General features: G+C 54.2%; 15 protein-coding genes. 13 read left to right on the forward strand and 2 right to left on the reverse strand.

The genetic code is table 11. The annotated features are described in order from the left end of the window. Positions 1-219: 219 nt before the first annotated feature. From AC5RDV_RS08300 to AC5RDV_RS08345, 10 genes are all read left to right on the forward strand, one after another. The gene (locus tag AC5RDV_RS08300) at positions 220-1,884 is read left to right on the forward strand and encodes a S41 family peptidase (protein ID WP_008628911.1); all 1,665 of its coding nucleotides are present in this window, start codon (positions 220-222) and stop codon (positions 1,882-1,884) included. Continuing rightward, positions 1,881-2,273: a hypothetical protein gene (locus tag AC5RDV_RS08305; protein WP_282746799.1), complete on the forward strand. Its 393-nt coding sequence runs from the start codon at positions 1,881-1,883 to the stop codon at positions 2,271-2,273. Before AC5RDV_RS08300 ends, AC5RDV_RS08305 begins: the two co-directional genes overlap by 4 nt. A 136-nt stretch (positions 2,274-2,409) precedes the next feature. Continuing rightward, entirely contained in the window at positions 2,410-2,877 is a 468-nt protein-coding gene (gene rimP / locus AC5RDV_RS08310; protein ID WP_130893857.1) for a ribosome assembly cofactor RimP, read from the forward strand. 5 nt (positions 2,878-2,882) lie between these two features. Then, complete coding sequence (gene nusA / locus AC5RDV_RS08315; RefSeq protein ID WP_008628917.1) at positions 2,883-4,145, forward strand: transcription termination factor NusA; 1,263 nt, start codon at positions 2,883-2,885, stop codon at positions 4,143-4,145. 8 nt (positions 4,146-4,153) lie between these two features. Beyond that, complete coding sequence (gene infB, locus AC5RDV_RS08320; RefSeq protein ID WP_282746796.1) at positions 4,154-6,955, forward strand: translation initiation factor IF-2; 2,802 nt, start codon at positions 4,154-4,156, stop codon at positions 6,953-6,955. 7 nt (positions 6,956-6,962) lie between these two features. Beyond that, positions 6,963-7,499, forward strand: a complete 537-nt coding sequence (locus AC5RDV_RS08325; RefSeq protein ID WP_282746794.1) for a CvpA family protein — start codon at positions 6,963-6,965, stop codon at positions 7,497-7,499. A gap of 95 nt (positions 7,500-7,594) precedes the next feature. Then, a complete protein-coding gene (gene sufB, locus AC5RDV_RS08330; RefSeq protein WP_130893861.1) occupies positions 7,595-9,118 on the forward strand; it encodes a Fe-S cluster assembly protein SufB in 1,524 nt (507 codons plus the stop codon). A gap of 22 nt (positions 9,119-9,140) precedes the next feature. Continuing rightward, a complete protein-coding gene (gene sufC / locus AC5RDV_RS08335) occupies positions 9,141-9,896 on the forward strand; it encodes a Fe-S cluster assembly ATPase SufC (RefSeq protein WP_008628924.1) in 756 nt (251 codons plus the stop codon). A gap of 14 nt (positions 9,897-9,910) precedes the next feature. Then, complete coding sequence (gene sufD / locus AC5RDV_RS08340) at positions 9,911-11,254, forward strand: Fe-S cluster assembly protein SufD (protein ID WP_282746790.1); 1,344 nt, start codon at positions 9,911-9,913, stop codon at positions 11,252-11,254. 7 nt (positions 11,255-11,261) lie between these two features. Further along, entirely contained in the window at positions 11,262-12,476 is a 1,215-nt protein-coding gene (locus AC5RDV_RS08345) for an aminotransferase class V-fold PLP-dependent enzyme (protein ID WP_282746788.1), read from the forward strand. Positions 12,477-12,725: 249 nt separating this feature from the next. On the opposite strand, the gene AC5RDV_RS08350 is transcribed toward AC5RDV_RS08345, so the two are convergent. Both AC5RDV_RS08350 and AC5RDV_RS08355 read right to left on the reverse strand, forming a co-directional pair. Further along, entirely contained in the window at positions 12,726-13,874 is a 1,149-nt protein-coding gene (locus AC5RDV_RS08350) for a DUF4934 domain-containing protein (protein ID WP_282746786.1), read from the reverse strand. Next, positions 13,871-15,328: a hypothetical protein gene (locus AC5RDV_RS08355; RefSeq protein WP_282746784.1), complete on the reverse strand. Its 1,458-nt coding sequence runs from the start codon at positions 15,326-15,328 to the stop codon at positions 13,871-13,873. The genes AC5RDV_RS08350 and AC5RDV_RS08355 overlap by 4 nt, the downstream gene beginning before the upstream one ends. A gap of 163 nt (positions 15,329-15,491) precedes the next feature. Here AC5RDV_RS08355 and rnhB point away from each other — a divergent pair, with 163 nt between their 5' ends. From rnhB to AC5RDV_RS08370, 3 genes are read left to right on the forward strand one after another with little or no spacing between them, the layout of a single operon-like run. Next, complete coding sequence (gene rnhB, locus AC5RDV_RS08360; protein WP_008628937.1) at positions 15,492-16,115, forward strand: ribonuclease HII; 624 nt, start codon at positions 15,492-15,494, stop codon at positions 16,113-16,115. Between the two features lie 3 nt (positions 16,116-16,118). Further along, positions 16,119-17,033 carry a helix-turn-helix transcriptional regulator gene (locus AC5RDV_RS08365; protein ID WP_282746783.1) on the forward strand — a complete coding sequence of 305 codons (915 nt, stop codon included), beginning with the start codon at positions 16,119-16,121 and terminating at the stop codon, positions 17,031-17,033. Between the two features lie 57 nt (positions 17,034-17,090). Continuing rightward, complete coding sequence (locus AC5RDV_RS08370) at positions 17,091-17,402, forward strand: hypothetical protein (protein WP_008628947.1); 312 nt, start codon at positions 17,091-17,093, stop codon at positions 17,400-17,402. The last annotated feature ends 290 nt before the right edge of the window (positions 17,403-17,692 follow it).

Here is a 17,692-nt window from a genome sequence, read left to right on the forward strand (position 1 = left end):
ACCAACGACCCCCTGATTAACAGTCAGGTGCTCTAACCAACTGAGCTACTGAAGCAGTCTGGGGCATTCCCCTTAATTGCGATGCAAAAGTAGTGGTATTTTTTGAATTGTGCAATTTATTGGTGAAAAAAATGACTTTAAAATGAAAAAATCATAAGCCGGAGGAATACTTGTCTCCATATTTTGCTACCGTATGGTTGAAATGATTAAATTTGCGGTATGAAAAAGATATTCTTAGCTGTGGGGCTTTGCTGCATGTCGGCCGTTCCCGTGTCCGCCCAAAAGGACAGTAACCATAACTTCGAGATTTCAAAGAATCTGGAAATCTTTAATGACATTTATAAGCAACTGGATATGTTCTACGTCGATTCCCTGTCGGCCGATACGGTGATAGAATGGGGGATAGATGCCATGTTGCGGCAGGTGGATCCTTTCACGGTGTATTATCCGGAAGAAGGAATGGATGAACTGAAAGAGATGACTACCGGGAAATATGCCGGAATAGGGGCTGTGATCCGATTCTATAAGAAAGAAGACCGGGTGATGGTCATAGAACCCCAGGAAGACAGCCCGGCCATAGAAGCCGGAGTGAAAGGAGGGGACTTGATTCTGTCCATCGACGGAAAGGATATGAAAGGAAAGAGCACGCAGGAAGTAAGCGAAAACTTACGGGGCGATGCAGGTACGACTTTTGAACTGACGGTGAAGCGTGCCGGAGTGGAACATCCTTTGTCGTTCAAGATTACGCGCCGGAATATCGCGATGCCCCCCGTGCCTTATTACGGAATGGTGGCAGACGGTATCGGTTATATTTATTTCGAACGTTTTGTTGACGGTTGTTCGCGCGATGTCCGCCGGGCCGTGGTCGATTTGAAGGAGCAGGGTGCCAAGGCGTTGGTGATAGACATGCGTGGCAATCCGGGCGGACCGTTGAGCGAGGCCGTAGAGGTGACGAACTTGTTTGTGCCCCGTGGACAGAAGGTCGTGTACACGAAAGGCAAGTTGGCTTCGGTCAATTCGGAACACTACACGAAGAAAGAACCCTTGGACGTGGATATTCCGGTGGCTGTGTTGGTAGACGGTTCTACGGCATCCTCGGCCGAAATCGTTTCCGGGGCATGGCAGGATTGGGACCGTGCCGTGATAGTCGGTGAGCGTACTTACGGTAAGGGGTTGGTGCAGATGATTCGTGAGGTGCCTTATCACGGAAGTCTGAAGGTGACGACGAGCCGCTATTATATTCCTAGCGGACGCTGTATCCAGGCGTATGACTACCGTCATTTGAATCCGGACGGCTCTGCGAAGACTTTGCCGGACAGTCTGACGAAAGCGTTCAAGACGGCCGGTGGCCGCGAGGTTCGCGACGGTGGCGGCATTAAGCCGGACGTGGTGATTACGCCGGACAGTCTTCCGTCCATCGTTTATGACATAGCCACTTCCGATGTGTTGTTGGACTACGTCAACCATTATGTGCAGACGCATGCTGCCATTGCGCCGGCCGGGGAGTTTTCCTTGACGGATGCGGATTACGCTGATTTTGTGAAGATGGTGGAAGGGAGTGATTTTACTTATAAGCGTCGTACAGAGGAAATGATGAAATTGTTGGAGCGGACAGCTCGCTTCGAGGGATGCTATGAGGGAGCCAAGCCGGAATTCGAGGCGTTGGCTGCAAAGATGAAGGGCGGTGTGTCTGCCGACTTGGAAGTCCCGAAAAACAAGGAAGAAATCAAGTCGGTGTTGGAAAGTGATATCGTAGCCCGTTATTATTTTAGGCGCGGGGTGGTCCAACAACAGTTGAAAGCGGATAAGGACTTGAAAACCGCTTTAGAGATTTTGACAGATACGGAACGTTATGCAAGTTTGCTTAAACCGGTGAAAAAATGAAAAAGAGAAGGGCGAATCCTAACAAGGGCATCATGTTCGGTATCATGGCTATGGCCGTAGTCGTGTTGGCGGTTGTCGTGTTCTTCTGGATGTGGTGTTTCCCTGACGGGACGCATGGAACGGAAGAGGCACGGACGGAGTATCGGATATCGTTGGATGAAGGTTTCCGGGGCGATAGCGTGCTGCTTCAAATCAATGACAGCGTGGCGTTTAGCCGAAGGGTGGCCGCAGATTCATTGGAAGTTGTCGTGGCGGTGCCTGATAAAGAGAATTTATTGATGGTGGTACGCCCGGAAGCAGATGCGGTCAGTTCGTTCGAATTGCCTTCGGAAGGCGGGCGTGTCGTGTTGCGAAACCATGACGAAACGGTGTCTATGGAAGCCTTTTGAACCGGATTTTCTCAAATGATATAAAATAACTGTTTGAAAGCTTGGCAGATTGATGCTTTTTGCCTACTTTTGCAGTCGTATGATGAAGTGAGGGGCTTGACAAGGCTCCTCACTTTGCATTTAATAGTGTAATCGCATGATAGAAAAGAGCATTGTAAAAGGGTTAGTGGAAGAATGGCTGGAGGGCCGGGATTACTTCCTGGTGGACGTGGCCGTGAGCGCGGACGACCGCATCGTGGTGGAGATAGACCACGCCGAAGGGGTATGGATAGAAGACTGCGTGGAGCTGAGCCGTTTCATCGAGAGCCGCCTGAGCCGCGAGGAAGAGGACTATGAACTTGAAGTGGGCAGCGCCGGGATAGGGCAGCCGTTCAAGGTCCTGCAGCAATACGTGAACCATGTGGGGAGCGAGGTGGACGTGCTCACGGCCGACGGGCGCAAGCTCCACGGGGTGCTGACGGCTGCCGGCCCGGAGAGTTTCGAGGTGACGGTGAAGGTCAAGAGGAAACTGGAGGGGGAGAAGCGCCCGAAATGGGTGGAAGAGACGGTTACACTGCGGTATGACGAAATAAAGTACACGAAGTATTCAATAAGTTTTAAATAGGAACCATGGCAAAGAAAGCAGAAACCATCAGTTTGATTGATACATTTGCAGAGTTTAAGGAGACGAAGAACATCGACCGCGCCACGTTGGTGAGCGTGTTGGAGGAGAGTTTCCGCAGCGTCATCGCCAAGCTCTTCGGCTCGGACGACAACTACGACGTGATCGTGAACCCGGACAAGGGCGACTTTGAAATCTACCGCAACCGCACGGTCGTGGCCGACGGGGAGGTGAAGGACGGCAACCGGGAGATTTCCCTCACGGAGGCACGCCAGATTGACGAGGATTACGAAGTGGGCGAAGAGGTGAGCGAGAATGTGGACTTTGCGGGGTTCGGCCGCCGCGCCATCCTGACCCTGCGCCAGACGTTGGCCAGCAAGATCCTGGAGCTGGAGCACGACAGCCTGTATAACAAGTATAAGGACCGTGTGGGCGAGATCGTGAGCGCAGAGGTGTACCAGATATGGAAAAAGGAGATGCTCTGCGTGGACGACGAGGGCAACGAGCTGATATTGCCCAAGACGGAACAGATACCTTCCGACTTTTACCGCAAGGGCGAGGCCGTGCGCGCCGTGGTGGCCCGCGTGGACAATACGAACAACAATCCCAAGATTATCCTGAGCCGCACCTCCCCCGTCTTCCTGCAACGCTTGCTGGAAGCCGAGGTGCCGGAAATACACGACGGCCTGATCACGGTGCGCAAGATTGCGCGCATGCCGGGAGAACGTGCTAAGATTGCCGTGGAGAGCTATGACGACCGCATCGACCCGGTGGGAGCCTGCGTGGGCGTGAAGGGAAGCCGCGTGCACGGCATCGTGCGCGAGTTGCGCGGCGAGAACATCGACGTGATCAACTACACGCAGAACATTTCGCTGTTCATTACCCGCGCGTTAAGCCCGGCCACGGTGAACAGCGTGCGCATCCACGAAGAGGAGCGCAAGGCGGAAGTCTACCTGAATCCCGACCAGGTTTCGTTGGCTATCGGAAAGAGCGGGTTGAACATCAAATTGGCCAGCATGCTGACGGAATATACCATAGACGTGTTCCGTGAAATAGAAGGGGCCGAAGGAGAAGGCGACGACATCTATCTGGACGAGTTCGTGGGCGACATCGACCAGTGGATCATAGACGCGCTGAAGGGTATCGGCATGGAAACGGCTAAAGACGTATTGAACGCGCCGCGTGAAATGTTGGTATCCCGTGCCGATCTGGAGGAAGAGACCGTGGACGAGGTATTGAGAATCTTAGCAGAAGAATTTGAGGAAGAATAAGCACAAGTATGAGCATAAGACTAAATAAAGTAACCAAAGAATGCAACGTAGGGCTCCAGACTGCCGTCGAGTTCCTGCAGAAAAAGGGCTTCAGCGACGTGGAAGCCAATCCCAACACCAAAATCTCCGACGAACAGTACCAGATGTTGGTGGCCGAGTTCAAGAAGGACAAGGGGTTGAGGGACGATGCCGCTGCCGTCAGCCGTAAGCGGCAACACAAAGAAAAGAAAGCGACCATCGCGCTTCCCGAAGAGAAGCCGGTGGAGATCAAGACAGCGACCGAGGCCAGACTAGGAAAGGGGCCGAAAGTCGTAGGGCATATCGACTTGGATAACCTGGGGGCGCGGGGGCCGGTTGCTGCTCCGGAGAAAAAGGAGGCTCCGGTTCCTGCCCGTCCGGCTGAGGTGAAAGCGGAAGCGCCCGTGGCAGGACAGGAACCGAAACAGGCAGGGCCCCCCCGGGCCGGGAAGGAGGACTCCGTGGACCGGAAGGCGGCACTCCTGCAGGAAAGGAGCAATGCCATCGGTACGGAAACGGACGGTGTGTTCCGCCTGAACCATACGGCGCAGGCCGCTCCCCAACTCAAGGTGAAGGGGCATATAGACTTGTCGGCCTTGAACCAGTCTACCCGTCCTAAGAAAAAGACGAAGGAAGAGAAACGCAAGGAGCGTGAAGAAAAGAACCGCCAGGCAGGCGGCGACCGCCCGCGCCAGGGCGGAGGGGGACAGAATGCGTCCGAAAGCAAAAAGAAACGCGTCCGCATCGGCAAGGAACGTGTGGACGTGAATGCCGTGGCGGGCCAACAGAACGGGAAAAAACGGGACAATGCGCCCGGGGCGAACGGTCAGGGAGGCGGCAAACATAACAAGAACAAGAACCGCCAACAGCCGGTCATCAAGGCGGAGGTATCTGACGAGGACGTAGCCAAGCAGGTAAAAGAGACGTTGGCTCGCCTGACGAACAAGAGCAAAGCCGGAAAGGGAGCCAAATACCGTAAGGAAAAGCGGGAGAATGCCCGGGCTTCCATGGAAGAACAGCTCGAAGAACAGGCAGCAGAAAGCAAGGTGCTGAAACTTACCGAATTCGTTACCGCGAACGAATTGGCCGTGATGATGGACGTCCCGGTAACGAAGGTCATCGGGACTTGCATGAGCATCGGCATCATGGTGTCTATCAACCAACGTCTGGATGCCGAGACCATCAACCTGGTGGCCGAGGAGTTCGGTTTCAAGACGGAGTATGTCAGTGCGGAAGTTTCCGAAGCGGTGAATGAAGAGGAAGACGATGAGGAAGACTTGATGCCGCGCGCCCCGATTGTGACCGTCATGGGGCATGTAGACCATGGCAAGACCTCTTTGCTCGACTATATACGTAATGCCAATGTGATTGCCGGGGAAGCCGGAGGCATCACGCAGCATATCGGTGCCTATAACGTGACGTTGGAGGATGGAAGGCATATTACGTTCCTGGATACTCCGGGGCATGAGGCGTTCACGGCCATGCGTGCCCGTGGTGCACAAGTGACGGATATTGCCATCATCATCATTGCGGCGGATGACGACATCATGCCGCAGACGAAAGAGGCTATCAACCATGCCATGGCGGCAGGCGTGCCTATCGTGTTTGCTATCAACAAGGTGGACAAGCCGGCGGCTAACCCCGATAAGATTAAAGAAGGATTGGCGGCCATGAATTTCTTGGTGGAAGACTGGGGAGGCAAATACCAAAGCCAGGACATATCAGCCAAGAAAGGCATCGGCGTGGAAGAGTTGTTGGAGAAGGTGTTGCTCGAGGCCGAGATGCTCGACTTGAAAGCCAACCCGAACCGTAAGGCGACCGGTTCCATCATCGAGTCTTCTTTGGACAAGGGGCGCGGTTACGTGGCGACGGTACTGGTGTCGAACGGGACGTTGCATGTAGGCGACATCGTGTTGGCCGGTACGAACTACGGCCGCGTGAAGGCCATGTTCAATGAGCGTAACCAACGTGTGAAGGAAATCGGCCCGGCTCAGGCGGCCACGGTTCTGGGTCTGGACGGGGCGCCGACAGCAGGCGACACGTTCCATGTGATGGATACGGAACAAGAGGCACGTGAGATTACCAACAAACGTGTACAGTTGCAGCGCGAGCAAGGTTTGCGCACGCAGAAGATCCTGACGCTCGACGAGGTGGGCCGCCGTATCGCTTTGGGTGGTTTCCAAGAGTTGAACGTCATCGTGAAGGGAGACGTGGACGGTTCCATCGAAGCCTTGAGCGATTCTTTGATCAAGTTGTCTACGGAAAAGATTGCTGTCAATGTGATTCATAAGGGCGTGGGACAGATATCCGAGAGCGACGTGGCTTTGGCAGCGGCTTCAGAGGCCATTATCATCGGTTTCCAGGTCCGTCCTTCGGCTTCGGCACGCAAGATGGCCGAACAACAAGGTGTCGACATCCGCCTTTATTCTATCATTTATGACGCGATAGAGGAGGTGAAGTCTGCCATGGAAGGCATGTTGGCTCCCGAAGTGAAAGAAGAAGTGACGGCCACGGTGGAGGTGCGTCAGGTTTACCATATCAGCAAGGTGGGTACGGTAGCCGGTGCGTACGTGGTCGACGGAAAAGTGCAGCGTAGCAACAAGGCTCGCGTGATTCGCGACGGTATCGTGGTACACACCGGACAAATCAATGCCCTGAAACGTTTCAAGGATGACGTGAAAGAGGTGGGCACGAACTTCGAGTGCGGTATCAGTCTGGTGAACTATAACGATTTGCGCGAAGGCGACATGATTGAAACCTATCAAGAGGTGGAGGTCAAGGCCAAGCTGTAAAAAGGTGATGAATGCGCTGGATATCCTGATTCTGGCCGTGGTCTTGGCGGGCTTTGTCAAGGGGCTGATGTGCGGATTTTTTCGCCAAGTCGTCTCCATTGTGGGGTTTTTGGCGGGGCTGTGGGTTGCCTTCATGCTTTATTCCGCGTTGGGCGATTGGATAGCTCCTTATATAGGAAGCGACGTATCCGTAGGACGGGCGTTGGCATTCATCTTTCTGTGGATTGGTGTTCCGGTCGGGCTGTCGCTGTTGGCGTATATGTTGACTAAAGCCGTGGAAACCGTGAAATTAGGAGGATTGAACCGTTTGGGGGGAGCTTTGTTGGGCGGATTGAAATACATGGTATTTCTGAGTTGCGCGTTGAATGTCGCGTTCAGGATACATCTGATATCCGGTCCGACGGTCGGGCATTCCCGTTTGTATCATCCGGTTCGTGCCATGTCCGACAAGCTGTTCGACGTGTGCAAGATTCATGTGGTCCGGGCTGTGGAGGATGCGGCTTCACCGGCCTTCGGGCAAGACCCGAAAAAGCAGTTAAGGTAGCTATTTACCTTATTACATAATACGATGAAGGGCAGGAATGCGGTCATGAGGTGTACTTATGGGGCATTCCTCTCTTTGGCTATAAGTGAGAGGATATGAAAGAAATGTATAAGAAAGAAGAAGATAAGAGAAATGGGGACGTTCCCAAGGACGGGCAAGGACCGGACGAAGGGAAAAACCAGTTCGTCCGTGAGGTGGCGCACAAGAAATATGAGTACGGTTTCAGTACCGACGTGCAGACCGAAATCATCGAGCGTGGCCTGAACGAGGATGTGGTGCGTCTCATCTCGTCCAAAAAGGAAGAACCGGAATGGCTGCTTGAATTCCGCCTGCAGGCTTTCCGCTACTGGCAGGCGCAGGAACAGCCGTCGTGGGCTCACCTGAAGATACCGGAAATAGACTACCAGGCCATTTCCTACTATGCCGACCCGACGAAGGGCATGAAGAAGGACGGGCCGAAGTCTTTGGACGAGATAGACCCCGAGTTGATGAAAACCTTCGACAAGCTCGGAATCCCGTTGGAGGAACGCCTGGCACTGAGCGGTACGGCGGTGGATGCCGTGATGGACTCCGTGTCCGTGAAGACCACCTTTAAGGAAAAACTTTCGGAGCGCGGCATCATATTCTGTTCCATCAGCGAAGCCGTGCGTGAGTACCCGGATTTGGTAAGGCAATATTTAGGTTCGGTGGTCCCTTACCGTGACAACTATTTCGCGGCGTTGAATTCCGCAGTGTTCAGCGACGGTTCCTTTGTCTATATCCCCAAAGGCGTGCGTTGCCCGATGGAGCTTTCCACTTATTTCCGGATCAATGCGCGGAATACGGGGCAATTCGAACGTACGCTCATCGTGTGCGACGACGGGGGCTATGTGTCCTATCTGGAAGGTTGTACTGCTCCGATGCGCGATGAGAACCAGTTGCATGCGGCCATTGTGGAAATCGTGGTGAACGAAAACGCAGAGGTGAAGTACAGCACGGTGCAGAACTGGTATCCGGGCGATGCCGAAGGGCGCGGCGGCGTGCTGAACCTAGTGACGAAGCGAGGGCACCTGCGCGGGGCGAACAGTAAGCTTTCGTGGACGCAGGTGGAGACAGGTTCTGCCATTACGTGGAAGTATCCCAGTTGCATCCTGAGCGGAGACCATTCCCAAGCTGAGTTCTACAGCGTGGCTGTGACCAACAATTACCAACAGGCCGATACGGGCACAAAGATGATTCACTTGGGGTGCGACACGAAGAGCACGATTATCAGCAAAGGCATATCGGCCGGCAAAAGCCAGAATTCCTATCGTGGGTTGGTGCGTGTGGCGCCGAAAGCCGACGGGGCGCGCAATTATAGCTCGTGCGACTCCCTGTTGTTAGGCAGCGAATGCGGGGCGCATACTTTCCCCTATATGGACGTACGGAACGAGACGGCCATCGTGGAGCATGAAGCCACCACGTCGAAGATTTCGGAAGAACAGTTGTTCTATTGCAACCAGCGCGGCATCCCTACCGAGGAGGCCGTGGGACTGATTGTGAACGGTTATGCCAAGGACGTAATCAACAAACTGCCGATGGAGTTTGCCGTAGAGGCGCAGAAACTTCTGAATGTGTCATTGGAAGGCACGGTAGGATAGACAAACTTAAAAGACAGACATTATGTTAGAGATAAAAGACTTGCATGCCAGCATCAATGGCAAAGAGATATTGAAGGGTATCAACCTGACGGTGAATCCGGGGGAGATACATGCCCTGATGGGGCAGAACGGAGCCGGAAAGAGCACGTTGAGCAATGTGTTGGTGGGAAATCCCGCATACGAGGTGACGAGTGGCAGCGTGACGTTCAACGGCAAGGACTTGTTGGCCATGAAACCGGAAGAACGGGCGCACGAAGGACTCTTTCTGTCGTTTCAACAGCCGGTGGAGATTCCCGGCGTGTCGATGGTCAACTTCATGCGTGCGGCCATCAATGCCAAACGCAAGTATCACGGGATGGAACCGATGAGCGCGGGAGATTTCCTGAAGATGATGCGTGAGAAGCGTAAGGTCGTGGAACTGGACAGCAAGTTGGCCAACCGTTCCGTCAACGAAGGGTTCAGCGGCGGGGAGAAGAAGCGTAATGAGATATTTCAGATGGCCATGCTCGAACCCAAATTGAGCATCCTCGACGAGACGGATTCCGGACTGGACGTGGATGCCTTGCGCATCGTGGCCGAAGGTTTCAACAAGCTGCGCACGCCGGAAACTTCGGCTTTGGTCATCACCCACTACCAACGCCTGTTGGACTACCTCAAGCCGGATGTGGTGCACGTGCTGCTCGGCGGACGCATCGTGAAAAGCGGAGGCCCGGAACTGGCCGTGGAGATAGAAAACAAGGGTTTCGATTGGATCAAGGCCGAAACTTCGGCCGTTTAAAAACTTGAGCGGCAATGAATAGCGAACAACAATACATGGATATTTTCACCGGATGCCGGGAGATGCTCGACAGCCATAGTGCAGTGGCGTTGAATGCCTTGCGCGACAAGGCTTTTGAGGATTTCACCCGTCAGGGTTTCCCTACGCAGAAAGTGGAACGCTATAAGTATACGGATGTCTCGGCGGCCTTTGCGCCGGACTACGGGCTGAACCTGAACCGGGTAGAGTTTCCCGTCAATCCTTACGAGGCCTTCCGCTGTGATGTGCCGAACCTGAGCACTTCACTCTATTTCATGGTTAATGACAGTTTCTACCGGAAGGCACTTCCGGCCGCCGCGTTGCCCGAAGGCGTGGTGGTATGCTCCCTGAAGCAGGCGGCCGAGGATTATCCCGACCGGGTGTCGGCCTGCTACGGCAAACTGGCCCGTACGGAGAAAGACGCGATTAACGCGCTGAACACGATGTTGGTGCAAGACGGACTTTTCATTTACGTGCCGCGTGGCGTGGTGGTGGAACGCACGTTGCAGGTGGTGAACATCCTGCGTTCCGACGTGGACCTGATGGCCAACCGCCGCGTACTGGTCGTATTGGAAGAAAACGCCCAGGTGCGGTTGCTTTTCTGCGACCATGCGATGGACGATTGCAATTTCCTGACCACCCAAGTGGTGGAAGTCTTCGCAGCAGAGAACACCCGTCTGGAGTTGTATGAATTGGAGGAGACACACGTGAAGAACCGGCGTTTCAGCAACATGTATGTGCGTCAGCAGCGCGGCAGCGTGGTGAACCTCTACAACATTACGTTGCACAACGGCCAGACGCGCAACCGTACCGATTTGGTGTTGGACGGCGAAGGAGCCGAGTCGAACCTCTGCGGCCTGGTGATAGCCGACAAGGAGCAGCGCGTGGACAACAACACCCTGATAGACCATCGTGCCGGGCATTGTGTCAGCAACCAGTTGTATAAATATGTGATGGACGAACGTTCCGTAGGCGCCTTTGCCGGACGGATTCTGGTACGGCAGGGTGCGCAGCATACGGTGTCGAACGAACGCAATGCCAACCTCTGTGCCACCAAGGAAGCCCGCATGTACAGCCAACCCATGTTGGAGATTTATGCCGACGACGTGAAGTGCAGCCACGGTTCCACGGTGGGACAGCTGAATGAACAAGCCCTGTTCTACATGCAGCAGCGCGGCATCAGCCGCGAAGAGGCACAGATGTTGCTCAAGTTCGCTTTTGCGGGCGAAGTCATCGACGCCATCTCCTTGGAGGCCTTGCGCGACCGCCTGCACCATTTGGTGGAGAAGCGTTTCCGTGGCGAGCTGAGCCGTTGTTCGGGATGCAAACTATGTAAATAAGAGAAAGATGTACGACATACAAGAGATACGGAAAGACTTCCCCATCCTGGGGCGCGAGGTCTACGGCCGCCCGTTGGTCTACCTGGACAACGGGGCCACGACGCAGAAGCCCCGCTGCGTGGTGGAAGCCATGACGGACGAATACTACAACGTGAACGCCAACGTGCACCGGGGCGTGCACTTCCTTTCGCAGCAGGCCACCGAGCTGCACGAGGCGGCCCGCGAGACGGTACGCCGCTTCCTGAATGCCCGTTCGACGGCCGAGATTGTGTTCACGCGCGGCACGACGGAGAGCATCAACCTCGTGGCCTCCTGCTTTGGCGAGGCCTTCATGCGCGAAGGCGATGAAGTCATCCTCAGCGAGATGGAGCACCACTCCAACATCGTGAGCTGGCAACTCCTGCAGGCACGGCGGGGCATCAAGCTGCGGGTGGTTCCGATAAACGACCGTGGCGAACTGGTGTTGGACGAATACGAGCAGCTTTTTAATGACCGCACGCGCATCGTCAGCGTGACGCACGTGAGCAACGTGTTGGGCACGGTCAATCCCATACGCCGGATGATTGAAACCGCCCATGCCCACGGCGTGCCCGTATTAGTGGACGGTGCGCAGAGCACTCCGCATTTTGCAGTAGACGTGCAGTCGCTCGACGCGGATTTCTTCGCCTTCAGCGGGCATAAGATTTACGGACCTACGGGTGTAGGCGTACTCTACGGTAAGGAGGAGTGGCTCGACCGTCTGCCGCCTTATATGGGAGGCGGAGAGATGATCCGGCACGTCACTTTCGAACGTACCACCTTCAATGAACTGCCGTTCAAGTTTGAGGCCGGCACGCCCGACTACGTGGCCACCACGGGGTTGGCGCGCGCCCTCGATTACGTCGCCGCCTTGGGCATGGACAGCATCCATGCGCACGAGCAGGAACTGGCCCGTTATGCACTGGAGCGCATGCGCCGCATTCCCGGCATGCGCATATTGGGCGAAGCCGGGGAGCGGGATGCCGTCATATCCTTCCTGGTGGGCGATATCCACCACCTGGACATGGGCACGCTGCTCGACCGCCTGGGCATCGCCGTGCGCACGGGGCACCATTGCGCCGAGCCGCTGATGCGCCGCCTGGGCGTGGAGGGCACGGTGCGCGCCTCCTTCGGCCTCTACAACACCCTCGAGGAGGTGGACGCCCTGGCCGAAGGCATCGAAAGGGTCGCCAAGATGTTCTGAGGCTTCCTCTTTAGTTATACATCCGTGCCCCGAGGACAGGTTATAACACCAAGTCTTCGGGGCACGGATGGTTTGATACGCTTTTTAGTTCCACTCCTCCCACGTGTACATTTCCCTTTCTTCGTGCGTCAGGGTATAGAGTACTTCGTAAGCTTCTTCTTCGGTTGAACCGTAAGCATAACAAGATGGATTTGGCAAAGGTGACTGCTTCTTGTTTCAATCCCGTGAAAATGGCGATAAAATCCCTTTTCATTCCGCTTGTTTGAACTTGTAGCGGACTAGTACGGGGTTGGAGGCATCCGTCAGCCGTGCGGCCGTTTCTTCCAGTTCTTCCCGGTAGCGCGGTTCGGGAGATATGCGCGGCATGAAATGCTCCACGTGCATGAGGAAGTCGAAAGCCGGGCAGATTTCGTATACATAGCCGTCTTCCATGGCAAACTCACACAGTTCGATGCGATACGTGTGGTTGACATCCAACGTCCGCCCATGCTTCACCACTTCCTGCCGTTCACGGTCGTAGACTATCCAGTTCCAGTCGTCACCGTAATGGTATTGCAGGAAAACAAGCTTTCCGTTCCCGAAAATCCTGTCGATGCCCGTCACGTATTGCCGGTAGAGTCCCTTACGCATGATTTCCAATAGGTTCAGGTGATGGTATTCCTCCGGGAGGGCGTGCCGCCCGAAGTCGATGTGCACGAGGGGCGTGCATCCTTCCGGCGTGACGAGGAACACGGTGTCGTCCGGAGCCTGGCAGAAGAGGAGGTCTCCTTGTCCGTCCGTGTCATATTCTTTGCCCGACCCGAAACCCCTGTCCGGATTGAAGGGGATGAACTTGTTCCGAAATGTGCCTTCATGGTCGAACTGGAATACATGGAAGGCTCCGGCTTTGGGCGTGCTGCCTTCGTTGACGAGGAACAAGGCTTCGTCTGTGGCAGAAATGCCGTTGGCATAAAAGTCGTCTATGTTCCTCTTCCGGATGAACCGCCCCAGTGTGTCACATTCCAGAATCTTTTGCCCGATATGGTCCAACAGGTAAAGACGTTCGTCCGTGGCATGGAAGTCCGAGAGCCACAAGTATTCGTTGCCTGCCTTTCCGCGCCGGTCTATGGAGAAGTCGAGTGTCCCGTCCGCGTGGAATACATGCAGGCAATGTGTCTCTTCGTCCAGAATGTATATCTTGCCCCCGTGCGTCTTGAGCAGGGCTGCGTTTGTTATCGGTTTCTCCGTGTCGGCCAGGGGGATGAGGGCGCAACCGGCCGTGTCCAACCACTCGTCGGCGGCAATGGAGTTTTCTGCTTCGTCCGGGTCGATGCGGACGGAAACCGTATGTCCTTTTTGGGACGCGTGGTGGCAAGACAGGAGGAGCAAGGTCGCGAGGAAGTAAAATGCCTTTTTCATATTTTCAAAGCCTCGGCAGTCAGGCTGTCACCGTTTTCCAACGGGATGGAGGCCGTGGAGGTCACATTGCCTTTGGCATCCTCCGTTTGAATGGTCTTGTAAGTCTTCTTGCCGGCCTTCACTTTGGAATAGGCTCCCGGGAAGGCGGCCTTCCATGTGATTTTCCGCCCTGTATGGTTCTCCAACCGGCTTTTTGCCGCACCGGAATGCCTCAAGGTGATATGGCCGTCGAATACGGGAAGACGCCCCACTTCAATGTCTTGCCCCTTGTCCGCCAGCCTGTAGCATGTGCCGATGCTGCTTTCGGATGCAGAAGGCAAGATGCCTGCCGACCCACATACGATACCTTCTATTACACCAAACGACACTTCGGGGTATTCGCAACGGTCCACATGGGGCAGGCTTACCAGTATGCGGTAGGCATCCGACAGGTAGCCATAGCGGTACAAGAGGGCAGGGAAGGCCGACAGGTTTTCCACGTTCCACTCTTTTTGTAGGATGTCCTCCACCGAAGCGCGGATGCGCTCAGGACGGCTTACGGCACCGAACCACAGCAGGAAGGGGATGCCTTCGCCCCGGTAGAATTTGTGTTCTTCTGTCCAGAAGGTTTGGTAACGGTTGTGGGCTGCGTCCCACCATTGCGTGTCCAACAGATTACGGTAAGCCTCGGCGGTTTTCTTGTCCTTCCGCGCCCTTTTCTTTTGTCCGTTCATGAGAGCCATCCGGGCGTGCGCCGTGTAGCCTGCATAGAGCGATGCAATCAAGTCCACGCCCACGCTCAGTCCGTGGAAGTTTTCCACGTAAGAGGCTATGCCCCGACAGGCATGGAAATTGTAGTTCGGGTCAAAGTTCTCGGGAAGGTTCATGAACCGGGGGCGCGACATGATTTCCTCCGGGGAGAGTTGCCAACGGGTGATGTATTCGTCTAGCGACTTGTCGTAGAAGTTCGTAAAACGGGTATCTTCCAGATAATCCTTGTCCCCCGTCCATTCATACATTTTCAGGCATGCCTGCACTACGTCCGGGTTGGCGCAGAGGTTGTACCAGAACTCATTGTCATTTTTATAGTCTATGGGAGCAGGTTGGTTGTAGCGGTTGATTTCCCAATACGTGCACCAGTCTTTCTCTTCGCTGATGTTTTCCACAAAGTGTGTCAGCATGTTTTTGTTATGCCGTGCAAGGCCTAGTATTTGTGCCCCTACGGATTGGTGGCATACGTCCCGCATGCAGAACGCTCCGCGTTGGGGCAGTGCCGCTTCATACCAATAGCCCACAGGGTCGTTCCCGTCATGCGCATACGACATGGCCATGTTGCAAGCCCAATTGAACGTCTCTTCCAGTTGTTTGTCCGTGGAACGGAACAAGGGACCCTGTCCCTCTTGTGGCAATACGGCTCCAAAGGCGAAGTTTAAACTCAGGCCTAAGCATAATGCCATTGTGGTTTTCTTTGTCATGGTTTACAAGTCTTTTGAATGGATTTTAAAATGTTGCCGGTCTGAACCGACCATGCAAAGTTATTCCTTTTCGGCTTTGTGCAGGGGAATTTTTACACCAAAAATAGAAAAGTTTACATCTCCGTTACCTTATTATTCGTTTCTTTGCCGTACCTTTGCCACCATGTTATTACCGTATTTAAATCCAGATTTGATAGAGGCCGGCCTTGACGAAGCCGGGCGCGGCTGTCTGGCCGGGGCAGTGTATGCTGCGGCGGTCATCCTGCCGAAAGACTATCGCAATGAGATGCTCAACGACTCCAAACAGTTGAGCGAAAAAAAGCGGTATTTGTTGCGCGGACAGATAGAGCGGGACGCGTTGGCATGGGCCGTAGGCGTCGTCACGCCGCAGGAAATCGACGAAATCAATATCCTCAATGCTTCGTTCCTTGCCATGCACCGGGCACTCGACCAGTTGGCCGTTCGTCCGGAGGCTCTTTTGGTGGACGGGAACCGCTTCAAGCCTTACCGGGACCTGCCGCATACCACCGTGGTGAAAGGTGACGGGAAATATATGAGTATCGCCGCCGCTTCCATTTTGGCCAAGACTTACCGCGATGATTACATGCTCCGCTTGCATGAGGAATATCCTGTGTACCATTGGGATTCCAACAAAGGTTATCCGGCCAAGGCGCACCGTGAAGCCATCCGCCGCCATGGCGTGACACCCTACCACCGGATGAGTTATAACCTGTTGGGAGACGGACAGATGGAACTCTTTGCTCCCGACGAGACGAAAGGGCGATGACCGATGGAACTGGGTATTTTTGAACGGCAGTTGAGGCTGATGGTGTTGCTCACGCAAAACCGTGAATATTCCTTGGACGAACTGTGCCGCAAGCTGGACATGAGCCGCCGCACGTTGTACCGTTACCTGGAACTGTTCCGCGACATCGGTTTCGAGGTGGTCAAGCAAGGTAGCGTTTACCGTCTCGATAAGTCGTCGCCTTTCTTTAAGGAAATCACCCAGTTGGTTCATTTCACCGAAGACGAGGCACTCACGTTACGGCACGTGCTCGACATGGCTTCCGGTACGGATGTACAGGTGCGTCATTTGCGCCATAAACTGGAGCGTATCTATGATTTCGGGATATTGAATGCGGTGGAAACCGACCCGGGACAGGCAGAAAAGCTTCAGCAGTTGTACGAGGCCGTGAAACTCCACCGTCAGGTGGTGTTGCACGATTACAGTTCTGCGCACAGCAACCGGACGAGCAACCGTGTGGTGGAACCCTATTTGTTTCTGGACCATCATGACGGGATTCGTTGTTACGAACTGCAAAGCGGCCAGAACAAGACGTTCAAAGTGAGCCGTATCGGCAGGGTGGAAGTCTTGGATTTATTGTGGAGCCACGAAGAACAGCATGCGATGGTGTATACCGACCTGTTCCGTTTCAGTGGCGAGGAACGCCGCCGGGTCGTGTTGCGGCTCGGCCGTTTGGCGTGCAGCTTGTTGAAGGAAGAATGCCCGCAGGCCATCCGCTCGTTGCAGCCCGACGGGGCGGACCATTGGTTGTTGTCGACGGATGTGTGCAGTTTTCAGGGCGTGGGGCGGTTCGTGTTGGGGCTGTTTGAAGACGTGGAAGTGTTGGAGTCGCCCGAATTCAAGTTGTTTTTGCGGGAGAAAATCAAAGATTTAACAAAAAAAACCGGTGTTGTGTCGTAGATTGACACGACGGCATCGTTTCTTTGCACCATGAAGTTCAACCTTTAAAACTTTACGATGATGAAGAAAGAAATGATTCTGCCGTCCTCTTCCGTCCGTTCCGGACAGTATGCGGCTTCCCGTCCTTCCGTTTTTGCGGCTTTCAAAGGTTATTGTTTGCGCAGCAAGGCGGTGCACTCCCTTTCTGCGTTCTACAGCCGTTTGTTGGAAACTTGCGTCACTCCTTTGCAGACGCTGCATCTTCTTCATGCACAAATGGCTTTTGTCCTGATGGTTTTTCCGTTCCCGTTTTCTCCTTTTGTCCGTTTTTTGTTCTTGGGTTGGTTTGCACTGACGATGGTGCAATGCCGTCGTGCGGGATTGAAATAAACGGTACGGTCGGAGGGCTTTGAAGACGGTCTGACTTGAAATGCTGACGGCTTGCAATGACTTGTTTATAAACGTGTTATGTTTCTCCTTAAATTCGATTTTTTTTCTGCGCCAAACGAAAAATCAATCGGCTGAGACTGATTTTTCGTTTGGCGCAGATTGATTTTCCGTTCTCTGCACATCGCTGAAACGAATGGCAGAGGTTTGAAAAAGTTTTGTCTTTTTGTCCCATTGTACCAAGAGGCATGGGAAAGGCATAGAGATAAAAGGTGTGAAATTTCTTCGCAGGC

The organism is Paraprevotella sp. (assembly GCF_986071375.1).

Bases quoted from the DNA above. Each gene is read 5' to 3' on its own strand.
- AC5RDV_RS08300 (WP_008628911.1), top strand. From the start codon at position 220: ATGAAAAAGATATTCTTAGCTGTGGGGCTTTGCTGCATGTCGGCCGTT.
- AC5RDV_RS08305 (WP_282746799.1), top strand. From the start codon at position 1,881: ATGAAAAAGAGAAGGGCGAATCCTAACAAGGGCATCATGTTCGGTATC.
- rimP (WP_130893857.1), top strand. From the start codon at position 2,410: ATGATAGAAAAGAGCATTGTAAAAGGGTTAGTGGAAGAATGGCTGGAG.
- nusA (WP_008628917.1), top strand. From the start codon at position 2,883: ATGGCAAAGAAAGCAGAAACCATCAGTTTGATTGATACATTTGCAGAG.
- infB (WP_282746796.1), top strand. From the start codon at position 4,154: ATGAGCATAAGACTAAATAAAGTAACCAAAGAATGCAACGTAGGGCTC.
- AC5RDV_RS08325 (WP_282746794.1), top strand. From the start codon at position 6,963: ATGAATGCGCTGGATATCCTGATTCTGGCCGTGGTCTTGGCGGGCTTT.
- sufB (WP_130893861.1), top strand. From the start codon at position 7,595: ATGAAAGAAATGTATAAGAAAGAAGAAGATAAGAGAAATGGGGACGTT.
- sufC (WP_008628924.1), top strand. From the start codon at position 9,141: ATGTTAGAGATAAAAGACTTGCATGCCAGCATCAATGGCAAAGAGATA.
- sufD (WP_282746790.1), top strand. From the start codon at position 9,911: ATGAATAGCGAACAACAATACATGGATATTTTCACCGGATGCCGGGAG.
- AC5RDV_RS08345 (WP_282746788.1), top strand. From the start codon at position 11,262: ATGTACGACATACAAGAGATACGGAAAGACTTCCCCATCCTGGGGCGC.
- AC5RDV_RS08350 (WP_282746786.1), bottom strand. From the start codon at position 13,874: ATGAAAAAGGCATTTTACTTCCTCGCGACCTTGCTCCTCCTGTCTTGC.
- AC5RDV_RS08355 (WP_282746784.1), bottom strand. From the start codon at position 15,328: ATGACAAAGAAAACCACAATGGCATTATGCTTAGGCCTGAGTTTAAAC.
- rnhB (WP_008628937.1), top strand. From the start codon at position 15,492: ATGTTATTACCGTATTTAAATCCAGATTTGATAGAGGCCGGCCTTGAC.
- AC5RDV_RS08365 (WP_282746783.1), top strand. From the start codon at position 16,119: ATGGAACTGGGTATTTTTGAACGGCAGTTGAGGCTGATGGTGTTGCTC.
- AC5RDV_RS08370 (WP_008628947.1), top strand. From the start codon at position 17,091: ATGATGAAGAAAGAAATGATTCTGCCGTCCTCTTCCGTCCGTTCCGGA.